Source organism: Nosocomiicoccus sp. HMSC067E10 (assembly GCF_001810835.1).
In the GTDB taxonomy this organism is placed as follows: Bacteria; Bacillota; Bacilli; order Staphylococcales; family Salinicoccaceae; genus Nosocomiicoccus; species Nosocomiicoccus ampullae_A.
The window spans coordinates 52,310-71,382 of the sequence record NZ_KV802761.1; the positions used below are offsets into that span (position 1 = coordinate 52,310).

At 35.3% G+C, this 19,073-nt stretch carries 19 protein-coding genes; 3 read left to right on the forward strand and 16 right to left on the reverse strand.

Annotated elements, in window-relative coordinates; genetic code table 11:
* Nucleotides 1–13: 13 nt before the first annotated feature.
* The 3 genes from HMPREF2767_RS03385 to HMPREF2767_RS03395 form a co-directional block, all read right to left on the reverse strand.
* The gene (locus HMPREF2767_RS03385) at nucleotides 14–769 is read right to left on the reverse strand and encodes a class I SAM-dependent methyltransferase (protein ID WP_070622616.1); all 756 of its coding nucleotides are present in this window, start codon (nucleotides 767–769) and stop codon (nucleotides 14–16) included.
* Nucleotides 770–816: 47 nt separating this feature from the next.
* On the reverse strand, nucleotides 817–2,262 hold the full coding sequence (locus tag HMPREF2767_RS03390; protein ID WP_068129147.1) for an amino acid permease: 1,446 nt from the start codon (nucleotides 2,260–2,262) through the stop codon (nucleotides 817–819).
* Between the two features lie 178 nt (nucleotides 2,263–2,440).
* Nucleotides 2,441–3,040: a TetR/AcrR family transcriptional regulator gene (locus tag HMPREF2767_RS03395; protein ID WP_070622617.1), complete on the reverse strand. Its 600-nt coding sequence runs from the start codon at nucleotides 3,038–3,040 to the stop codon at nucleotides 2,441–2,443.
* A gap of 138 nt (nucleotides 3,041–3,178) precedes the next feature.
* Between HMPREF2767_RS03395 and HMPREF2767_RS03400 the strand changes: the two genes are divergently transcribed.
* Nucleotides 3,179–4,873 (forward strand): YhgE/Pip domain-containing protein, encoded by a 1,695-nt coding sequence (locus HMPREF2767_RS03400; protein WP_070622618.1) that lies wholly within the window; start codon nucleotides 3,179–3,181, stop codon nucleotides 4,871–4,873.
* A 35-nt stretch (nucleotides 4,874–4,908) separates the two neighbouring features.
* Here the strand turns inward: HMPREF2767_RS03400 and HMPREF2767_RS03405 are convergent, their stop codons facing one another.
* The 4 genes from HMPREF2767_RS03405 to HMPREF2767_RS08905 all read right to left on the reverse strand — a co-directional run bounded on the left by HMPREF2767_RS03405 (nucleotide 4,909) and on the right by HMPREF2767_RS08905 (nucleotide 7,690).
* Nucleotides 4,909–5,295: a YolD-like family protein gene (locus HMPREF2767_RS03405; protein WP_068129141.1), complete on the reverse strand. Its 387-nt coding sequence runs from the start codon at nucleotides 5,293–5,295 to the stop codon at nucleotides 4,909–4,911.
* An 81-nt stretch (nucleotides 5,296–5,376) separates the two neighbouring features.
* Nucleotides 5,377–5,781: an HIT family protein gene (locus HMPREF2767_RS03410; protein ID WP_070622619.1), complete on the reverse strand. Its 405-nt coding sequence runs from the start codon at nucleotides 5,779–5,781 to the stop codon at nucleotides 5,377–5,379.
* A gap of 64 nt (nucleotides 5,782–5,845) precedes the next feature.
* Nucleotides 5,846–7,459 (reverse strand): aryl-sulfate sulfotransferase, encoded by a 1,614-nt coding sequence (locus HMPREF2767_RS03415; protein WP_070622620.1) that lies wholly within the window; start codon nucleotides 7,457–7,459, stop codon nucleotides 5,846–5,848.
* Nucleotides 7,460–7,558: 99 nt separating this feature from the next.
* Complete coding sequence (locus HMPREF2767_RS08905; protein WP_256388417.1) at nucleotides 7,559–7,690, reverse strand: hypothetical protein; 132 nt, start codon at nucleotides 7,688–7,690, stop codon at nucleotides 7,559–7,561.
* A gap of 192 nt (nucleotides 7,691–7,882) precedes the next feature.
* Between HMPREF2767_RS08905 and HMPREF2767_RS03420 the strand changes: the two genes are divergently transcribed.
* Entirely contained in the window at nucleotides 7,883–9,298 is a 1,416-nt protein-coding gene (locus tag HMPREF2767_RS03420) for a pyridoxal phosphate-dependent decarboxylase family protein (RefSeq protein ID WP_070622621.1), read from the forward strand.
* An 88-nt stretch (nucleotides 9,299–9,386) separates the two neighbouring features.
* Here the strand turns inward: HMPREF2767_RS03420 and HMPREF2767_RS03425 are convergent, their stop codons facing one another.
* The 9 genes from HMPREF2767_RS03425 to HMPREF2767_RS03465 all read right to left on the reverse strand — a co-directional run bounded on the left by HMPREF2767_RS03425 (nucleotide 9,387) and on the right by HMPREF2767_RS03465 (nucleotide 17,774).
* The gene (locus tag HMPREF2767_RS03425) at nucleotides 9,387–10,811 is read right to left on the reverse strand and encodes a sodium:solute symporter family protein (RefSeq protein WP_070622622.1); all 1,425 of its coding nucleotides are present in this window, start codon (nucleotides 10,809–10,811) and stop codon (nucleotides 9,387–9,389) included.
* Between the two features lie 17 nt (nucleotides 10,812–10,828).
* A complete protein-coding gene (locus tag HMPREF2767_RS03430; RefSeq protein WP_070622623.1) occupies nucleotides 10,829–11,497 on the reverse strand; it encodes an ABC transporter ATP-binding protein in 669 nt (222 codons plus the stop codon).
* A gap of 9 nt (nucleotides 11,498–11,506) precedes the next feature.
* Complete coding sequence (locus HMPREF2767_RS03435; protein WP_070622624.1) at nucleotides 11,507–12,556, reverse strand: ABC transporter permease; 1,050 nt, start codon at nucleotides 12,554–12,556, stop codon at nucleotides 11,507–11,509.
* A gap of 18 nt (nucleotides 12,557–12,574) precedes the next feature.
* A complete protein-coding gene (locus HMPREF2767_RS03440) occupies nucleotides 12,575–12,937 on the reverse strand; it encodes a YbgA family protein (RefSeq protein ID WP_070622681.1) in 363 nt (120 codons plus the stop codon).
* The gene (locus HMPREF2767_RS03445; RefSeq protein WP_070622625.1) at nucleotides 12,927–13,811 is read right to left on the reverse strand and encodes a TIGR01777 family oxidoreductase; all 885 of its coding nucleotides are present in this window, start codon (nucleotides 13,809–13,811) and stop codon (nucleotides 12,927–12,929) included. The genes HMPREF2767_RS03440 and HMPREF2767_RS03445 overlap by 11 nt, the downstream gene beginning before the upstream one ends.
* A gap of 167 nt (nucleotides 13,812–13,978) precedes the next feature.
* Nucleotides 13,979–14,275 (reverse strand): rhodanese-like domain-containing protein, encoded by a 297-nt coding sequence (locus HMPREF2767_RS03450; protein ID WP_068129133.1) that lies wholly within the window; start codon nucleotides 14,273–14,275, stop codon nucleotides 13,979–13,981.
* Between the two features lie 43 nt (nucleotides 14,276–14,318).
* Nucleotides 14,319–15,518, reverse strand: coding sequence for a 3-phosphoglycerate dehydrogenase family protein (locus tag HMPREF2767_RS03455; RefSeq protein ID WP_068129130.1), 1,200 nt, complete (start codon nucleotides 15,516–15,518; stop codon nucleotides 14,319–14,321).
* A gap of 3 nt (nucleotides 15,519–15,521) precedes the next feature.
* Nucleotides 15,522–16,601 (reverse strand): 3-phosphoserine/phosphohydroxythreonine transaminase, encoded by a 1,080-nt coding sequence (gene serC / locus HMPREF2767_RS03460; RefSeq protein WP_070622626.1) that lies wholly within the window; start codon nucleotides 16,599–16,601, stop codon nucleotides 15,522–15,524.
* Between the two features lie 18 nt (nucleotides 16,602–16,619).
* Nucleotides 16,620–17,774: an HAD family hydrolase gene (locus HMPREF2767_RS03465; protein WP_168162119.1), complete on the reverse strand. Its 1,155-nt coding sequence runs from the start codon at nucleotides 17,772–17,774 to the stop codon at nucleotides 16,620–16,622.
* A gap of 148 nt (nucleotides 17,775–17,922) precedes the next feature.
* Here HMPREF2767_RS03465 and HMPREF2767_RS03470 point away from each other — a divergent pair, with 148 nt between their 5' ends.
* Nucleotides 17,923–19,059, forward strand: coding sequence for a tyramine oxidase subunit B (locus HMPREF2767_RS03470; RefSeq protein ID WP_070622628.1), 1,137 nt, complete (start codon nucleotides 17,923–17,925; stop codon nucleotides 19,057–19,059).
* Nucleotides 19,060–19,073 lie beyond the last annotated feature (14 nt).

The following is a 19,073-nucleotide window of genomic DNA, read 5'->3' on the forward strand; positions in this document are numbered from 1 at the left end:
AAAAATAAAGTCTTTATGATGTGAGTAAAACTCCATAATGCGATACGGTGTTTTTACGAATGCATTGCATAAATCCAAATTGTTTAAATAAGGGACTATTATAATGCGCTTTTAAAACAACTCTTTTAGCTGCCACACGTTTTGCCTCTTCAATTATTTCTTCTGTTAAATTTGCATAGTTTGCATGTTGCTTTAATGAGTCTATACCTTCAGATTGTACCGCTTCATCGTACATCGGGTCGAAATAGACGACGTCATAACTATTTTCTGGTTGTTCTTTTAAGTATGAATATGCGTCTACATTATATGTTGTTAAACGCTTTGAAGCCTTCTCTAATTGTTGTAACGTATAGCGATATTTTATTAACCCTATAGACACAGTCAAATATATGCTACGAACGGACTCGAGAGATGTAACACTATCCGTTACATAGGCTGCGATTAAGCTGTCTGATGCGAGTCCCATTGTGCAGTCCAATATTTTATCGTTCTTTCTTAGATTTGTGGCTTCTAAAAATGGATCGTCTTCACCTTTTAGTAAGCGTCGTAATCGGACTTGAGCAAAATTCGGGTGATACGTGAATGTACCTTCTTCTGATATATACTGTACTTTTTCTTTTCCGATAATGAGTATATCGTTACTTCTAGACCTTAGTTGTTTCACGCTTTGTTTATAACGCTCAACAAATTCTATATTGTACTTTTTTCCTAACTCAATAGTCTCATCGCGCAGTGCTGCATCGTACTTTAATGGCGTCGTAATAATCATCGTTTCACCTCTAAAAAAGAGTACTGAAAGATCAGTACTCTTTAAGATTATTCTGTGCGTTTACGTTCTAAGTCTATCTCAGACAGCTTGACCATTTTACTACCTGTTATTAACTTATGAATAACAATTGCTGCTCCAAATAATATAAACGGTAAGAAATGTCCAAAGACATTTTTAAAGTTTAAGTTTAATAAGTGTGGAATAGCCCCACCTGCGAATAGTAAGAGTAGCACTCCAATCACAACTATTTTACCAATCACATACCCTTTACCGACAAATGGTAAGACGTCTTCTACATTTTTTCCTTGTACTTTGATTGCTTTACGTAATCGAATTTGCGCCCAAACGTTAGAGCCCCAAACCACAATGATCAGCGATCCAACGAGTTCTAATAAGAAGAAAATCGCATTTTCTTTGAAGTTAGAAAATACAATAATTAAAAACACGGCAACGATTACTGTAATGACCGCTGAAAGCGGAGAACGTGTACGTTCGTTAACTTTTCCTAAAAATGCTGGTGCTTGCTTATTATTTGCGAGTGAATATAACATTCTACTTGCTGTGTATAACATCGAGTTCGATGCTGAAAGTAATGCTGTTAAAACAACTGCGTTTATGACTGACGCAGCAAATGCAATACCAATTCTATCGAAAACAATTGTAAATGGACTTTGGTTTACTGATCCGGATTCGTTTAATAACATCGGATCTGTGTATGGTAAAATCGCTGAAATGACTGCAATTGAACCGATATAGAATATAAGTATTCTCCAAAACACTTGCTTTACTGCTTTAGGCATCGATTTTTCTGGTTCGTCAGATTCTCCAGCAGTGACTGCAACAACTTCAGTACCTCCGACAGAGAAACCAGCTATAAGTAGTACACTAAAGAATCCAGCAAAGCCACCAACGAACGGAGCTTCTCCAATTGTGTAGTTTTTAAAGCCGTACGTTTCACCACCAAGGATTCCAAAAATCATTAACACACCGAATACGATAAATACAAAAATCGTAGTAACTTTTATAAGAGAAAGCCAATATTCCGCTTCACCATAAAGTTTTACTGTAAATATATTTAGTAATACGATGATAATGAAAAATACGATACTCCAGCCAAATGGTGAAAGAAACTGCATCGCTTCCCAAAACGTAATTACGTTTGCAGCAACGATTATGTCAACCGCAGATACTAATACGCCGATAATTAAATATAACCAACCGATTGCAAACCCAACCGATGGATCGATAAAACGCGTCGAGAACGCACTAAATGCACCTGACACTGGATAAAACGTCGCAAGCTCCCCGATAGTACTCATTAAAAAGTAAAGCATGACACCGATAATTAAATATGCAAGTAAAGCCCCTCCGGGTCCAGCTTGAGATATTACACCACCTGTCGCGACAAACAACCCTGTTCCAATCGCACCACCAATCGCAATCATAGAGACGTGACGTGCTTTTAGACCACGGTCCATTTCATTGTTGGACATATTGACTCCTCCTTTTCTTATTTTTGACATTCATTTTTATAAAATTGATATGAGTCATTTAAGTATCGTATACCTTTTTCTCTCCGTTTACAATACCTTTTCATGAAATAGTTAAAAGATTTTAATTTTTTTGAATAATTAAAATGTATATAAAAAAGAGCACCTTCTAGGCACTCCTTTATATAACTACTTCTTCATTTACTAAAAGTGATTTAAAAATTCCGTTCACTGTAATTTTCTCTACGATATTAGCCATCTCTTTTGGCGATTCTTTACAACCACCTTCTAACCAACGATGTATAATACCGATATGTGCATTGGACATATACGTAATAAGATAATTTCTAAAATTATCTTGAGCGATTGTAATACCATACTCTTTTTGTTTCGCCTCATAAAATTTATACGTATATTTTGAGAACTCCTCTATAAATTGTAATCGACCGACTGCAATTGCCGTTGCGAATATTTTATCTTTATGGTCTTCGATATATACAAATAACCCTTCAAGTATCTTTTTCATTTCTTCTTCTTTTTGAGTTACTTCCTTACTTCTATATAGCACATCCTCCACACCAATCATTAACTCTTTTTGATATGAGTCAATGAGATCGTATTTATCTTTATAATGGCTATAAAATGTTCCACGGTTAATCATCGCATGTTCGCAAATGTCTTTTACCGTGATATCTTCAAAACTTTTCTCACGAAGTAGCTCGACGATTGATTCATCGATACGTTTTAACGTTTTGATCACTCGCAAATCCATTTTTTTCATTTCTATCGCTCCTGTTTTATTCTTTGTATAATATTATACACTATGTTGATTAAAATTCTTGTAATTCGACTCACTGCGTATTATAATGTTTTATTGTACTCATCATTTTGACGGAAATTAAAAAGTAAAGGTGATTAAATGTTAAGAGATTTTAAGTTTATACGGAAAACGCCTGTGTTATTAATTTCTCTTCTAGTCGTTTCAACACTTCCATTTATATATGCTGTTATCTTTTTAGGTGCAATGTGGAATCCATATGAAAATACTGAAGAGATGAAATTTCACATCGTAAACGAAGACAAAGGTCACGAGGAAATCCATGTCGGTGATTCTTTAATAGAAGAATTAAAAGAGGAAGATCGTTTAGATTGGCAGTTTACTGATTTAGATACTGCGAAAAAAGCGTTACAAAAAGGAGATACGTACGGATATATCTTGATTCCTGAAGACACGTCTAAAAAAGCGATGTCCTTCTTAACGGATAATCCTGAGCAAGTTGAAATGTCTCTGAACTTAAACCCTGGACATAACTTCATCGGTTCTCTCATGTCAGAGCAAGTAGGACATTTCATTATCGAAGAAGTACGTAAAGAAATTACTGATAATTATATTACAGCGATTGTCGATCAACTAAACTCTGTAGAGTCAGACAGTAAAGGCGCGCAAGATGCAATTCAGCAACTGACAGATGGAGCAGATGAATTAAATGCTGGTCTTATTGAAGCACATAACGCTTCAGGACAACTATCTCAAGGAGCAAATGAATTAAACAATGGTATCGGACAACTCAATGATGGTGCAAATCAGTTAAGTGGAGGAGCTGGTCAGCTCTACCAAGGTGAGCAACAAATGACTGCACAACTAGAGCAAATTGCACCAAACTTAGGTCCTGCAGGACAACAGCTCGTCCAGGCACAAGGTCAATTAGAGCAAGGTGCTGGCGAAATAAGTGGTGGAGCAAATCAACTTGCTCAAGGAGCAAACGAAGCAGCAACTGGCGCGAACGAATTAGCTAATGGAATGGGACAATTAAATAACGGTTTAGGTGAGTTACAACAAGGTTCACAACAGCTTTCAGACTCATTAAACGAAATTAATACGCAATTTAAAAAAGTACTCGATAAAATCGAGGAAGAAAACCTAGCGTTTACTGAAGCGGGTGCAAAAGATATCGCACAACCCGTTCATTTAGAAACGAATAACGTAGTTAAGACTCAAAACTACGGACAAAGCTTTGCACCGTTAATCGTTGCAATTAGCTTATTCATTGGATCAATTACGTTTAACGTCGTCTATCCAAACAACAAAATATTTGATGAACATACTGGTGTATTTAAAGCATGGGTCAGCCGTATGCTCCTATATATGGTACATGCATTAATCATCTCATCACTCATTACGATTGTCGTTGACTTCATTATGCAAGTCGATATCGGTAGTAACTGGAGATTCTTCCTACTCAACTATGTATGGGCATTATTATCTATTACGATGATTGGTGCGTTAGTTACATTATTCGGTAACTTCGGTAAATTCTTAAGTATCATCTTACTCATCGTTCAATTATCAGCGAGTGGGGGAACATTCCCAATCGAAACGACAAACGCGATTTACCAAAAACTATATGAATTCTTACCAATGTCTTATACAGTCATCGGTTACAGAACAGCAATATTCAACCAGGCATTCGATCACGAATTCAGTACAGTCATATACGTATTACTCGCAATGCTTGTGAGTGCGATGTTATTTATCTTATTACTATTCTGGATAAAAGAAAAATCACCAAAATACAAAGCTCTTACAAGTCGACTAAGTCGATTAGAGTCATAGAACCAATTAAGTGGCACCTTTCAGGCGCCACTTTTTTATGCCCATAAATTACTACCTTGTTCAACCTCATAAATGTGATAAAAATAAATCGGGAGTAGAGAATTATCTTTATTCACCATAATCATATTCGTTTCTTTGATAATACTTTCTACCGTACATTCAATCATCATCTCATACCCATTCGCCCAATACCGAATAATGGCTCTTTTACCGAGCAATGATTGCAGCATGCGCTCATTATGTTGAAGTGCGTCATCCGTTAACTTTGGATACTCTTTTTTTAATTGATTTTGAATCATTTGATTTACATTTTCGTATTGTTCAGGCATCGTTGCAAACGGCATCCACTTAATCATCCCTCGGCCAATAGGGATGTTTGAATCGAGTTGTTCGTATGGAATATTTCTATAATCGAGGATCATCTTTACCATCTCCTTGATTTTATTATACGAACGTATGTTCTGTTTTTCAACAAAAATAAAACGAGAAGGGTTTCCTTCTCGTTATTTTAATTTTTCTGCTCTTTTCACTTTTATATCTTCTAAAACCTCATCTACATTAATTGAAGTGTTATGAGGTAGATCAAAGTTTAAATTATCTTTGTCATCTCTTGGGATAAAGTGAAAGTGTACTTGTGAATCCGTTTGGCCAGCAGATTCACCGTTATGGCACACGATCGTATAATCTTTATCCATATCTTTCGTCGCGACTTTATGCATGAGTGCCATTAGATCTCCGCGTACGACTTTATTATCGATATCGCCAAATGTTTCAATCGGCATCTTCGGCATGACTAAAATATGGCCTTTTGTCGCAGGTCTTTTATCTAGTATCGCGATACTATAAATACTTTCTCTAATTAAATGATAATCCTTATTTTTAATAAATTCGTATAGTTCATTATTCATATAATCACTCCTATGTACCAATATACTAAATTTTGTCATTCCAATTATTAAATTTGCTTATAAATCACTCTTCAGGCTCAACTAATACATCAACTATATAGTTTTCTGATAGTAACGGCATGCGATACACACGATAGATAGAATCATGATTATCGTCTTTCTCTCGTTCAATACGCATTTCAGATGTAACATCATTATTTTCTTGACTAAGTTCGACAATGTTAGAAGTGATATGGTTCTCTTCACTCGACATTGAAGACGTTACGAATACACGATTATTTTCATCTTCAAAGTATACGTTACCTCCGTTGTTATAAAACGGCTCACGATACGAGTCAATTTCCTCAATTCTATCTTCTAATTGGTATATACGATATTGAACTACTCTACTATATTGATCTATATCGCTCTCGTAATTATCAAATACTAATACATCTATTGTAGATACATTATTATCTTGATCCGGTAAAACTTCGACACTATATGGATACATTGGTAAGTCGACACCTTCAGCACTTAAAATCTTTTCACCTAACCCATCGTCTTCTTTCGGCCAATTATCGTCTCGTGTGATTATCCATTCTATTTTATTTTCTGGATAACTCATTTTTGCAATGATATTTTGATTTAAGAAAGAAATGATTAATGAATCGTCCGATACGTCGACGTTATTTACGTGTAACCAATCATCACCGACGTGATACTTATATAACGCTTCAGGGAATACTTCTTTAAAATTAACATTATTCACAATCTCACCGTTGTCCCAGTCAACTTCTATCATAGCATCATAATTATGCTCATCAACATTATTATGAGTAAGTAGCAGTACATTGCCATTTTCAAGCGTTATAACGTCGTCATGAAGCGGTCGATCTCCATCATAATTTGACTGCGAGTACGTATACGCACGATATATTTTTCCAACCGGATCAATCTCAATCAGCTCGTTGAATATCGTATTTGTATCGTCATGCGTTACATTTAATATAAAGTGCCCCGTTTCTTCAATGACTTCAAATAGTTCTGTCGAAATATTTGAAAGTACGAAACGAATATCCCCTGCATGATCTACTCCGAACAATTCTCCAGTTGTTGCTTTTACATACGTCAGTTCATCTGTTCTTTTTATTTGTTTTTCTTTAACAGTATCAACAGTGTAGAAATCCTCATCTAACTCATCTGTTTCAATTTCTATTTGGTGCTCAAGTTCTTCGCCATTTTCATTTGTTACAGTAATTAAAACATCATTCACCGTTCCTGCATACAAACCAACAATCGGTATTTGATGACGTACTTCGTAGTTTGATGACTCATAAGTAAAAGACGTGTCTTCTGTTTTCCCTGTAACGGTATACGTTACTTTCGTCGGTTCATCTGTATTAAACATTACATATGCGGATAACGGACTATTACCGTACGGATTAACTCGTATAAAAGGGTTATCGTACGTATAATTATCGCTATAATATGATTCGTTAATTTCTTTGTCGATCTCTTTTATAGATTTAAGCGTATCTTTGTTTTTCTCTAATTGATAAAAATCTTCTTCAAGATCAATAATTTCTTCAACAATTGATTCATTTTTTTCTTCAGGTGTTTCTTTTGGTTTCTCGTCCGGTTGTGCTGAACAACCAGCGATGAGTATTAAACACATTGATAATAGAATTTTTCTCATCGTTTTCTCCCGAATTTTTAATATAAAAATACTCCCCGTAAAGCAATACAGCATACTGCATGTTTTATGGGGAGTATCTTCTAACTTTAGTTAGACAGATTATTTATTTTTCTTCTTATTGTAACTATTTTCCTCAAGCACGAGTGCGACTAGGAAAAAGAGCATGAATACCGGAATTGCAATAAAGAATCCCATAACAAGCCAATCTGTTACTGCACCTAAAACGAACAATTTCATTACTCCTTTACAATATATTAATTATAAAACATACAGTCTTATTTCTATTCTAGCATTTTTTAGCGTATCTTCCTATAGTTTTTAGTAAAAACAGAATGATTACAACTATTATACATCTTATTATTAATAGATTTAACAAATCATAGTCAGTTATAATCAACTTATGACTACGAAAGGGTGAATGTAATGACATTTAATGAAAAGAACCTTGATCTAGAAACGATAATTCGAGATGAGGTCAACAAATACTTAAATCGAGATGTCAGTCAGTTACCAGCGACTGTACAAGCACCAAAAGAATTAACTCAAAAGTATGAAAAGATGGAGGTTCCAAAAGTCGGAAGAGATATTTATGAGGTTCTTTCTGAGTTAAACAACGAAGTATTAACTTATCTATATCGTCCAAATCATAAACGTGCATTTTCGTTTATCCCAGGACCAGCATCACGATTATCATGGTTAGGTGATATTTTAACAACTGCAAATAATATCCATGCTTCGAACTTTAAAAACGCGACGTTACCAATAAGTATCGAGCGTAATTTAATTAACTATCTTGCAGAAAAAGTTGGATATGAAGTGAAGCCAAGCGGAGGCGTCTTTGTATCGGGTGGGTCAATGGCGAATCTAACGGCTGTCGTTACAGCACGTGATGCAAAAGTAACGCTAGACAAACTCACTCAAACTACCGTTTACTTAACGTCTCAAACGCACCACTCAGGTCGTAAAGCGTTACATGTCGCAGGTTTTCCAACTGATAACATACGTATCATTGACCATAACGAAGACTTTACAATGAATGTTACTCATTTAAAAGAAACAATCGAGGAAGACGTGAAAAATGAATTTATACCGGCACTCGTTATTTCAACTGCCGGTACAACGAACACAGGTGCAGTAGATGATTTCGATGCGATTGCTGATATTTGTGAAGATCATAATATTTGGCAGCACGTCGATGGGGCATACGGTGCATCACACTTACTATCTACTAAAGGTAAGGCGTTATTTAAAGGTATCGAACGTTCTGATAGCGTTACCTGGGATGCACATAAACTTCTCTTCCAAACGTATAGTTGTGCAATGATTATCGTAAAAGATAAAGACAACCTCATTAACAGTTATGGTGAAAAAGCAGAGTATCTTGACGACATCACATCAGACGATGACGTTATCGATCCAGAGATGCTCGGTATCGAACTGACACGCCCAGCACGCGCTGTAAAATTATGGCTAACGTTACAAGTTGTTGGTGAAGATGAGTTTAGAAGACGTATTGACTATGGTCAAGAACTTGCAGAATACACAAAAGATTACGTAGAATCACTCGAAAACTTTGAAATTATCTCACAGCCGAGTCTATCTATTTTAAGTTTCAGATATTATAACGACTCATTTACTGATGAAGAAAATGATCATCTAAATAACCTTGCAGCTAAAAAACTTGCCGACTCAGGATACGGTGTTGCATATACAACGACTCTAAACAATAAAAAAGTGTTCCGTCTGTGTACGATTCATCCGGAAACGACAGAAGATGATATTAAAGAAACGATCGATCGACTCAGACTGTATATTTTAGAAGAGGCAGAGAATTTATAACGCTATGCGTTACATTAATTGACGAGGTCAAATATAGTTAAATATTGCTATCTGGAAGGTTTTTAACATATAACAACGCCTACCATTATCAATTGGTAACGGTAGGCGTTGTTTTTTTATTCATTTTTGAAACTAATATAAATACAATTAGTGATACTGGTAGTCCTATCATAATTGGGTGAAGTTCAAATGGATGGCCAAGTATCTGCCAAATGATTGCAGTTATGAGTCCAGCCCACATTGAGTAAAGTCCTGCTACTTTTGATACACGTTTCATAAATAATCCTGCTGTAACTGGTACAAGTAATCCTGATACTGACATTGCTGTCCCTGTGACCATTAAGTTGACAAGCCCAGGTATCGTTAAAGCCATGATAAGAGATATCACAGAAACGATAACAACTGAGAATCTACTATATTTCAGCATCTTTTTATCATCTTTTGTTTTGACGTTCGGTTTAATTATATCGTTCGCAACAGATGAAGATCCTGCAATAAAGAACGAATCCGCACTTGAAATCACAGCGGCAAGTAATATTACAATCATAAATATAACAAGAGAGAACGGAAATACCGATTGTACGACATAATAGAATGTCAGCGACGTTTCTTCTACTTCTAAGTGTAAACCATATTTACTATAAATACCGATTAATATCGTAATAGCACCTAAAAGAATCGCAATAACCATTGAGATCCAATACGCATTTTTCGCTGTATTTAAACTTTTAGCTGCCCATATCCTTTGCCATACGTCTTGTCTAATAAATTGATAGCATGCAAGTGTTAATAAGTAAATGAGTATTTCTTTCGGCGTTATATTCATAACGCTAAGCATTGCTTTTTCACCCATTGAATCTGCATTTATAATCATTTGACTATAACTGCCTGATTGTTGTAGTACCCCTATAAGCAATATAAAAATACCGACTGTAAGTAGTAACCCTTGTATAACATCTTGCCATACGACTACTTTTAATCCACCAATATATGTTTTAAAACTTAAGAATAACCAACCTATAATAATCCCTAAAGTCATATTTAAACCGATGGTTAAGTTTAAAATAGATGCAATCGCAACAAACTGCATTCCTGTCATTGAACAATATGCAAACAAGAAACTAATTGCTGTTGGGATTCTTGCCGTTTCACCGTATTTCAAAGCAGTGAAATCTCCAATTGTGACCATATTGTACTCTTCTCCGATTAAACGGATCCTCTTTAAAAATAATGAAGCAAGTACAATAACCGCAAATAACATCGTTATATGTATCCACATTTGTCCCATTCCGAGTACACGTCCATTTTCTGTATACCCTAGAAGCGTCGCACCGCCAACTCCTGTTCCAACAAAGGTCAGTATAAGTGGAAACATCGATACATTTCTACTTGCGATATTATAATCTTCGTAAGTCTTCACCTTACGACCAAGAAATATCGTCATCACTAATAACAATAGAAAGTATATAGCGATTACTATTTTCAAGGTCAAAGATTCATCAACACTAAACATTCTATATCCTCCATATACTACTGTTTTGTCTCTGTTAGCTTACCATCAATCATTTCTAATACACGGTCTGAATATTGAATGAGACGATTATCATGCGTCACAATAATCGTTGTTTTATCGTATTCTTTTGTAAGTTCACGTAAAATCTCCATTACTTCTAAAGCATTATTTGTATCCAGCGATGCGGTTGGTTCATCTGCTAATATAATCGCAGGATCTGTATATAAAGCTTTAGCAATCGCAACTCTTTGTCGCTGTCCACCGGATATTTCTGATGGTAATTGATTTTTTGTTTTGTCTAAATCGAGTCGTTTAAGTAACTGGTCTAACTTTTCGTCAGATATAACATCTTTTTTATATTTCTTTAACAACTCGAATTGCTGTGACACTGTTAGAAAATCCACTAAGTTTGACGTCTGAAGTATAAACCCTATTTTCTGTAATCGCAACTTTGCGAGTTCTTTATCATTTAAATTAGTGATTTTTTCATCATCAATTGAAATTATACCTTTTGATGGCTTTTGTAGTGCGCCTGCCATCGTTAAAAATGTACTTTTTCCTGAACCAGAGGGTCCAATAATTGCGACTAATTCTCCTTTATTTAAAGTTAAGGAAACTGGTTGAACCGCTTCAATAATTTCTTTACCATCTTTAAATTCTTTTGAGACTTCTTCAAATTTTAACATAATATTCTCCTATCCGATCGCTTCTAAGGGGTCGATATTTCTTATTGTAAATATTGAAAATAGACTACCGAGTAAAGAAACGACGATTAAAATTGCTCCGTATAACGCAAGCGTTGAATATTCAAATTTAATTGGAACAATGTCAGGAAGTACTAGCGCTGTGATGAGTGTAAATATTAATCCGATAATTGTACCAATTGCTGATAGAATAAACGTTTGTGATATCATCACTTTTGCGAGGTCACCGTTAGTAAACCCTTGTGCTTTTAACACTCCAAATAAATTAATTTTTTGTAATGTAATAACATATAGAAATACACCGATAACTGTCATCGATATGACAAATAGAAAACCTATCATAAAGTTTAATGTTAAATTTTGCTCTTTATAGCCTGGGAGCTCTTCAATAAAATCTTCAATTGCTAAAACTTCTAAATCATTATCTAATTTCACATCATTAAAATCTTTATCTTTAACGACAACTGCATTGGTTTCACCTTCACTTAACATTGGGTTAATTTTTAAAAAAGTATCAAAATCTCCAAAAATTACAGGGGAGGCATTAAATTTTGCACTTTCAGTTACTCCAACGACTTTTAATACCTCATCCACTTGTGTCAGTTCTAGATTATCTCCAACTTTAAATCCTTTTTCTTTTAGAGATTTATCAATTAATACTTCGTTTTCATGCTGTGGAGTTTCTCCCTCAATTATCTTCGGTACTAAAAATGAGTTCTCTTCTGTACCAAAGAAAATAGCATTTTCTTCTTTATCGTTATTCGAAACAATGACACCTGTTTGTTTGAGTCGTGCACTTTCTTTAAACTTATCATCAACAAGCGAGACATTAAATTTTGATTGTTGAATCGTCTCGTTCGCGTTTTTATTTAATACGATAGCGTCCGCCTGCCAGTCATCTATTCCTTCAGTATTCATATTGATAAGCCCTTTTGCGAGTCCTGAAAGCAAGAATAGTAAATAACTAATTAAAACGAGTACGCCTATTATTAAACTAAATTTTAGTTTATTTCTTTTAATTTCATTCCATGCTAGAAACATAATTTTTCTCCTGTTCGATCACTTGCCATTTAGTATCGTACTATCGGTTAAATATTTAACTTTATACTTTTTTGCAAGGTCATATAGATATATTTTTATTGCTTTGTCATCTTTAGCATGTTCAAGTAATGCAAAAAACTTTTTCTTCTCTTCAGTAGTTGCGCGCTTTTTAAAATAACCCCACATATGTTCATACGCGTTTGTTTTAGAACCCGTTGTCGGCATCAGTGAATAAGCTTCTTTAATATAACTTTCAAGTTCTTCCATACTTGGATTGCCTTTTAACAACTCTCTTATTAAATTATAATGGCGCTGGCTGAAGTACATCACTTTATACTTCTCCTCGCGCCATAGCTTTTCTATCTCAAACCTACTTGCCATATAGATCACGGATTGCTTCTTCAACCGTTTCAAATTTAAATTTAAAGCCCTCTTCAATTAAACGTTTAGGTAACGCACGTTGTCCTTCAGTAATAAGTTTAGATTGCTCTCCAAGTGTCATTTCAAATAACAGCTTTGGTGCTGGTATTAAGTGTGGACGTTTAATCGTCTTCGCGATACTTTTACCTACAATTTCTTGGGTCGCTGGATATGGTGCAGTAATATTAAACACACCTGTCAATTCTTTATCTGCTATAAATTCTAAAGCACGGACGAGATCTTCAATGTGCACAAATGCATATGGCTGATGACCATCACCAATATTACCCCCGACAAACAATTTGTACGGCAAAACAATTAAAGGCAATGCGCCGCCTTCTTTTGAAAAGATAATACCAAATCGCGTGTACGCAGTCTTTACACCTGTATCTTCAATTTTCTTTGCTTCATTCTCCCATACATGTACTGTTTCAGATAAAAAATCAAACGGCTCATATTTATCATCTTCCACATAGCGGTTAGTCTGAGAAGTTGGATAATATCCAACTGCACTCGCTGAGATTAAAAATGGTTTTTCATCTTGTCTATCGATAATGTTCTTTAATTTACGTGTAGATTCTACTCGCGACTTAACAATTTTTTCTTTATTTTCTTCTGTCCAAAATTGACTAATACTCGCACCCGCTAAGTTAATGACAACATCAACTTCAGGCACTTCTTTTAAATAATCATCTTCAGACCAGTTTATATAAGTGACGTTATCCGTATTATCTCTATCAGAACGTGTTAAAACGTAAAATTCAGCATTGCTAAAGTTATCTATAATTTTATTTCCAACAAGGCCTGTGCCACCAGAAATCAGTACTCTTCTCATAAGAATTACCCCCATTTATTTGAACATACCCTTAAATGTTATTCAGTCAAACTGAATAACCATCCATAAAGCATAATCTATATTGAAATAAGCGTTATTTTGGTTGTATTATAAAAGCATAAAAATAACGCCCACCGTTATATTTAAAACGATGGGCGTTATTATATCTATTTATTGGTAAACGATCCGTAGCCACCCTTTAAGTTCACTGTCTTATAACCTTTAGCAGCTAATTCTTCACATGCTCTTTGACTTCTCATACCACTTGCACAATATACGTAATACGTCTTATCTTTAGGTCCATCAAAGTTAGAAACCTTCATAAGCGGTACATGCGTTGCACCCTTAACTTTCCCGAAAAAACGTTCTAAAGTAGAACGCACATCAATAACTTGACCATTCGTAGCTAGTTCTTCCAACTCAGCCTTAGTAAAATCATTAATACCTTTAGACTTAACTTTCATATTAATTCTCCTTTTAATAATAAGTAATGCCTAGCGTTACTTATTAGTTATACCATGCATCATGCTCTAAATTCTTAATGAGTCGAACCTTTAGTATTCCGTCCTTTGATTCGATTTCTTGGATGAGGTCTTTTACTTTTTCTTCATCCGCTTCAGTGATATCCACTAACGTATATGCGTAATCTCCACGTGATTTGTTTATGATACGATCAATATTGAGTCCTTCTTCAGACAATAGTTTTGTAAGTGATGCAATGATGTTTTTGATGTTCCTATTACATACCGCAATTCGTAACGGTGACGATAGTGTCATTGAGACTCTTGGATAGTTTACTGAGTTTACGATATTTCCATTTTCTAAATAGTCTTTTAACTCATTTGCTACCATTACTGCTGAGTTTTTCTCAGATTCTCCTGTTGAAGCACCGAGATGAGGGAGTAGTGTTACTTTATCTTGCCCGAGTACTGTTTCATTAGGGAAATCGCTAATGTAGTGACCGAGTCTGTTGTGGTTTAATGCTTTTACAAGTGCATCTTCGTCTACAATTTCAGCACGTGAGAAGTTTAATAATACTGCTGTTGCTTTCATTTGACGAATCGCTGTTGAGTCGATCATATGCTTTGTACTCTCTAAAAACGGTACGTGAATCGTAATGTAGTCCGCTTTTTGTAACACTTCATCGATTGATGATGCTTTTGTAACTGAGCGGTTAATGTTCCATGCAGCATCGACACTAATGTAAGGGTCGTATCCGATAACGTCCATGCCAAGGTTTTCTGCATCGTTCGCAACGAGTAAACCTACTTGACCAAGACCAATAACACCTAGCGTTTTACCTTTAATTTCATGACCTTTAAATTTCTTTTTACCATCTTCGACTTGTGTAGCAATATCATCACCCGTAAGCTCAGTTGCCCATTGCGATGCTTCAAGTGTATTTCTTGCATGTGAGATCAGTGATGTTAATACGAGTTCTTTAACGGAGTTGGCATTTGCACCTGGTGCGTTAAATGCAATAACGCCCGCTTCAGATAATTTATCTACTGGAATATTGTTAAACCCTGCTCCTGCGCGACCTACTGCTAGTAAACTATCGTTAATTGGTTCATCATGTAAATTATAACTACGTAAAATAATTGCTTCTGGATCGTCTGTTTCGTTGATTGTGTACTTGTCTTTTGTAAAACGTTGTAAACCTTCAATTGCGATACTGTTAAATGTTTTTATGTCAAATTGTGACATTGCTTAATTCTCCTCTTCGAATTTCTTCATTAGTTGTACGAGTGCTTCTACACCTTCAATAGGGAATGCGTTATAAATAGATGCACGCATACCACCGACTGAACGATGTCCTTTAATATTTTCAAAACCATTTTCTTTCGTATATGCTACAAATTCTTTATCTAACTCGTCGTTTCCTGTAGAAAACGTGACGTTCATCAGTGAACGCGCGTCTTTATTTGCAGTAGGTACGAATAATGTTGATTCGTCTAAGTAATCATATAAAATACGTGCTTTTTCTTTATTTCTCTTATAAATCTCTTCTAGACCACCAATTTCTAACAACCAATCTGTCACGAGTTTATGAATATAAATAGGGTAAGTCGATGGTGTATTATACATCGAGTTTTTATCGTTAAAGACTTTGTAGTCAAACATTTTAGGAACATCATTTAGCCCAAGTAAGTCTTCTCGAATAATAACGAGCGCTAGTCCTGCAATACCGAGGTTCTTTTGAGCACCTGCATAAATCATTCCAAAATCGTTGATATTAAATGGACGTGAAAGTATATCCGAACTCATATCACAGACTAAAGGAATGCCCTTATAAATCGGGAACTCTTTAAACTGTGTTCCTTCGATCGTGTTATTTGAGCAAATATGCAAGTAATCATAACCTTCTAACGTATCTGGATAGTTTGGTAATGACTTATAACCATCTTCTTTGGATGATGCAACGACGTCGATTTCAAGTCCATAGTCGTCTTTTAATTCTTCAGCAGCTTCTAATGCTTTTTTAGCAAAGTTACCGCTATCGATGTATGCAACTTTACCAGATTGTTTTAAGTTCATAACTAACGTATAGAATGCTTGGCTCGCTCCGCCTTGTAAAAAGAGAATTTTATAATTATCGTTAATATTAAGTAATTCTCTTAAGTTTTTTTCAGCATCTTGGATAATGTCATCAAAGTAACTACTTCTATGACTCATCTCCATTACAGACATGCCTGTCCCGTCATAATCTAACATCTCTTTTTGTGCGCGTTCTAAAACAGATGTCGGTAACATTGCTGGGCCTGCTGATAAGTTAAATGTGCGTTTCACGTGAAACACTCCTTTTATTTATAATTTTGGTTCAGTTTCTCCAAATGAAATCGATGATTGACTCGGTATAAGAACACCTGTATTTTCATCGCGTCCTTGTAATACAAAGCGTGCATCTTTTTGATTATATTGTTCAATTGCGAGATCGATTAACTGTTTAAAGTCATCTGTCATATGACGGTTAAAAATAACGCATAGTGGTGTTTCGGTAAACGTTTGCATCATATCGTAATCACCGATACTGTCACCAAACATCGCAACTGGTTGTTTACCATTATGCTTCGGCATAATCAGCTTTTGTATTGCCTCTGTTTTACCAGGGCCTTTTGTGATTGGTGAGTCAGCTTTCATAACGGGCGTTATAACGCCGTTATCTTCTTCAAATTCCATGGCAACAATATTATCTAACTCTACTGAATGCCCAAGCATTTCAGCTGCGACTTCAACATATACTCTCGGACTTGCACTTACGATATAAGTCGTAATTCCGTTATTCGTAAATGCGTGATATAAGTTTAATAATTCTTCAGGCACTGATAATCCCGATTTAAAATTAGAAGTGACAACACCTGATTTTCCAGGTATATTTTCTGAGCTTTCGTACGTCACTTTTTCAAACGGTTTTTCTAGTGATTCTTTAATACAATTTCGGCATAACTCTTTAAATGAATCGATCGTATGATCTGCAAATAAATACGTCATCCATCTATTAGACGGTCGCCTTGATAATTTGCCGTTAACATGTGTATGGAACAGCCTTAACTTGGCTCTAAACGTTTTGTAGTGGTCTGTCTCTTTAATCTTCTTTAAAAGATCCTCTGAACGATTTTCTAGACTAATGTAATTATCGTATAACCACTGATATTCCTTATAAATATCTTCAGCTAAATTAAAACCTGTCGCATTTTTAAACCGACTATCAAACGTTTGAGATAACTCCTCACGATAATCTGGATTCGTTAACGTTTCATATAACACTTCAGGCGTGAGCCGATATGCTAAATGTTCCATCAAATAAACATTTAAATTGTCTTCAATATCCATAATAATACTTGTATTATCATAGTCGAAAACAACGTAACTATCAGCGTCATTTTTGTAAGTATCAATAACCTCATTCAATCGCTTGTACACAAACGATTCAAAGTTTCCTTGCTTAAAATAGTTGTCCATTTTTTCACCTACAAATATCATATATATCTTCATATTAAGTGTATCATAAAATAAATATCTCCTATCATAATGCTTTAGTTTTTAGAAAATTTAAAAATATGATAAAATAACTCATACATAAATGAAAGCGTTTTAAGGAGGTAAGTAAATGTCAAAAGTGGAGTTTTTATTTTTATCCGAAGAAGATTTAGTTGAAGCAGGTGTGTTAGATGCAAAAAAATGCGTCGACACAATCGAAGAAGTGTTCCGTTTACTTGGTGAAAAAGATTACATTATGGGAGGACCGAGAGAAAACAGTCACGGCAGTCAACTATGGTTTCCAAAAGAAAAGCGTACTGAGAATATGCCAGTCGCAGGGCCAGACCGTCGATTTATGTCAATGAACGCATATTTAGGTGGGAAATATAATATTACGGGACAAAAATGGTACGGATCAAACGTAGCAAACAAAGAAAAAGGATTACCACGTTCCGTTTTAATGATCACGTTAAACGATGCAGACACTGGTGCACCTTTTGCATATATGAGTGCAAATTTAATCAGTGCGACACGTACAGGTGCAGTCCCAGCAGTTGCTACAAAGTATCTTGCTTCAAAAGAAGCACATACTCTCGCAATTATCGGAGCAGGGGTCATCAGTTGGTCAAGTACACTTGCAATTTTAGAAGCAAATAAAAATATCAAACAAGTCAACATCTTCGACATTAACGAACAACAAGCAGAAAAATTCTCAAATAACCTTAAAAAAGAACACGACGTAGAAACAGTGATATCAAGCTCCATAGAAGATGCAGTCAAAGAAGCAGACGTCATAAACGTCGCAGCATCAGGTGCTGTTCGTCCAGAAATTAAAGAAGAGTACTTAAAAGACGGATCTCTTCTTTTACTTTCCGGAGAAGCAAACCTCAGTGATGACTTCATACTAAATAACACAGTCGTTATGGATAACTGGGAAATGCACAAAGAAACAGGTGAAGAATGGGAAGAGTGGGAATACCTACAAAGCGGTACAAAAGGAGTTTCTAAAGACTTAAACTACGGTATCGGCGGACAGGTATTTAGACTCGTAAAAGAAGAAAAACTCGACGAAAAAAGCATCACAGATCTTGGTGACGTTGTCAGTGGTAAAAAAGAAGGGCGTAAAGACGACAAAGAAAAAATCGTCTTCCTCGCAGGAGGAATGGCTGTAGAAGACATATCATGGGGATATGAACTCTATAAATCAGCACAAGAGAAAAACTTAGGACAATCATTAAAAGTATGGGATCAACCTTTCTGGTCTTAAGTTAGAAAGAAGGT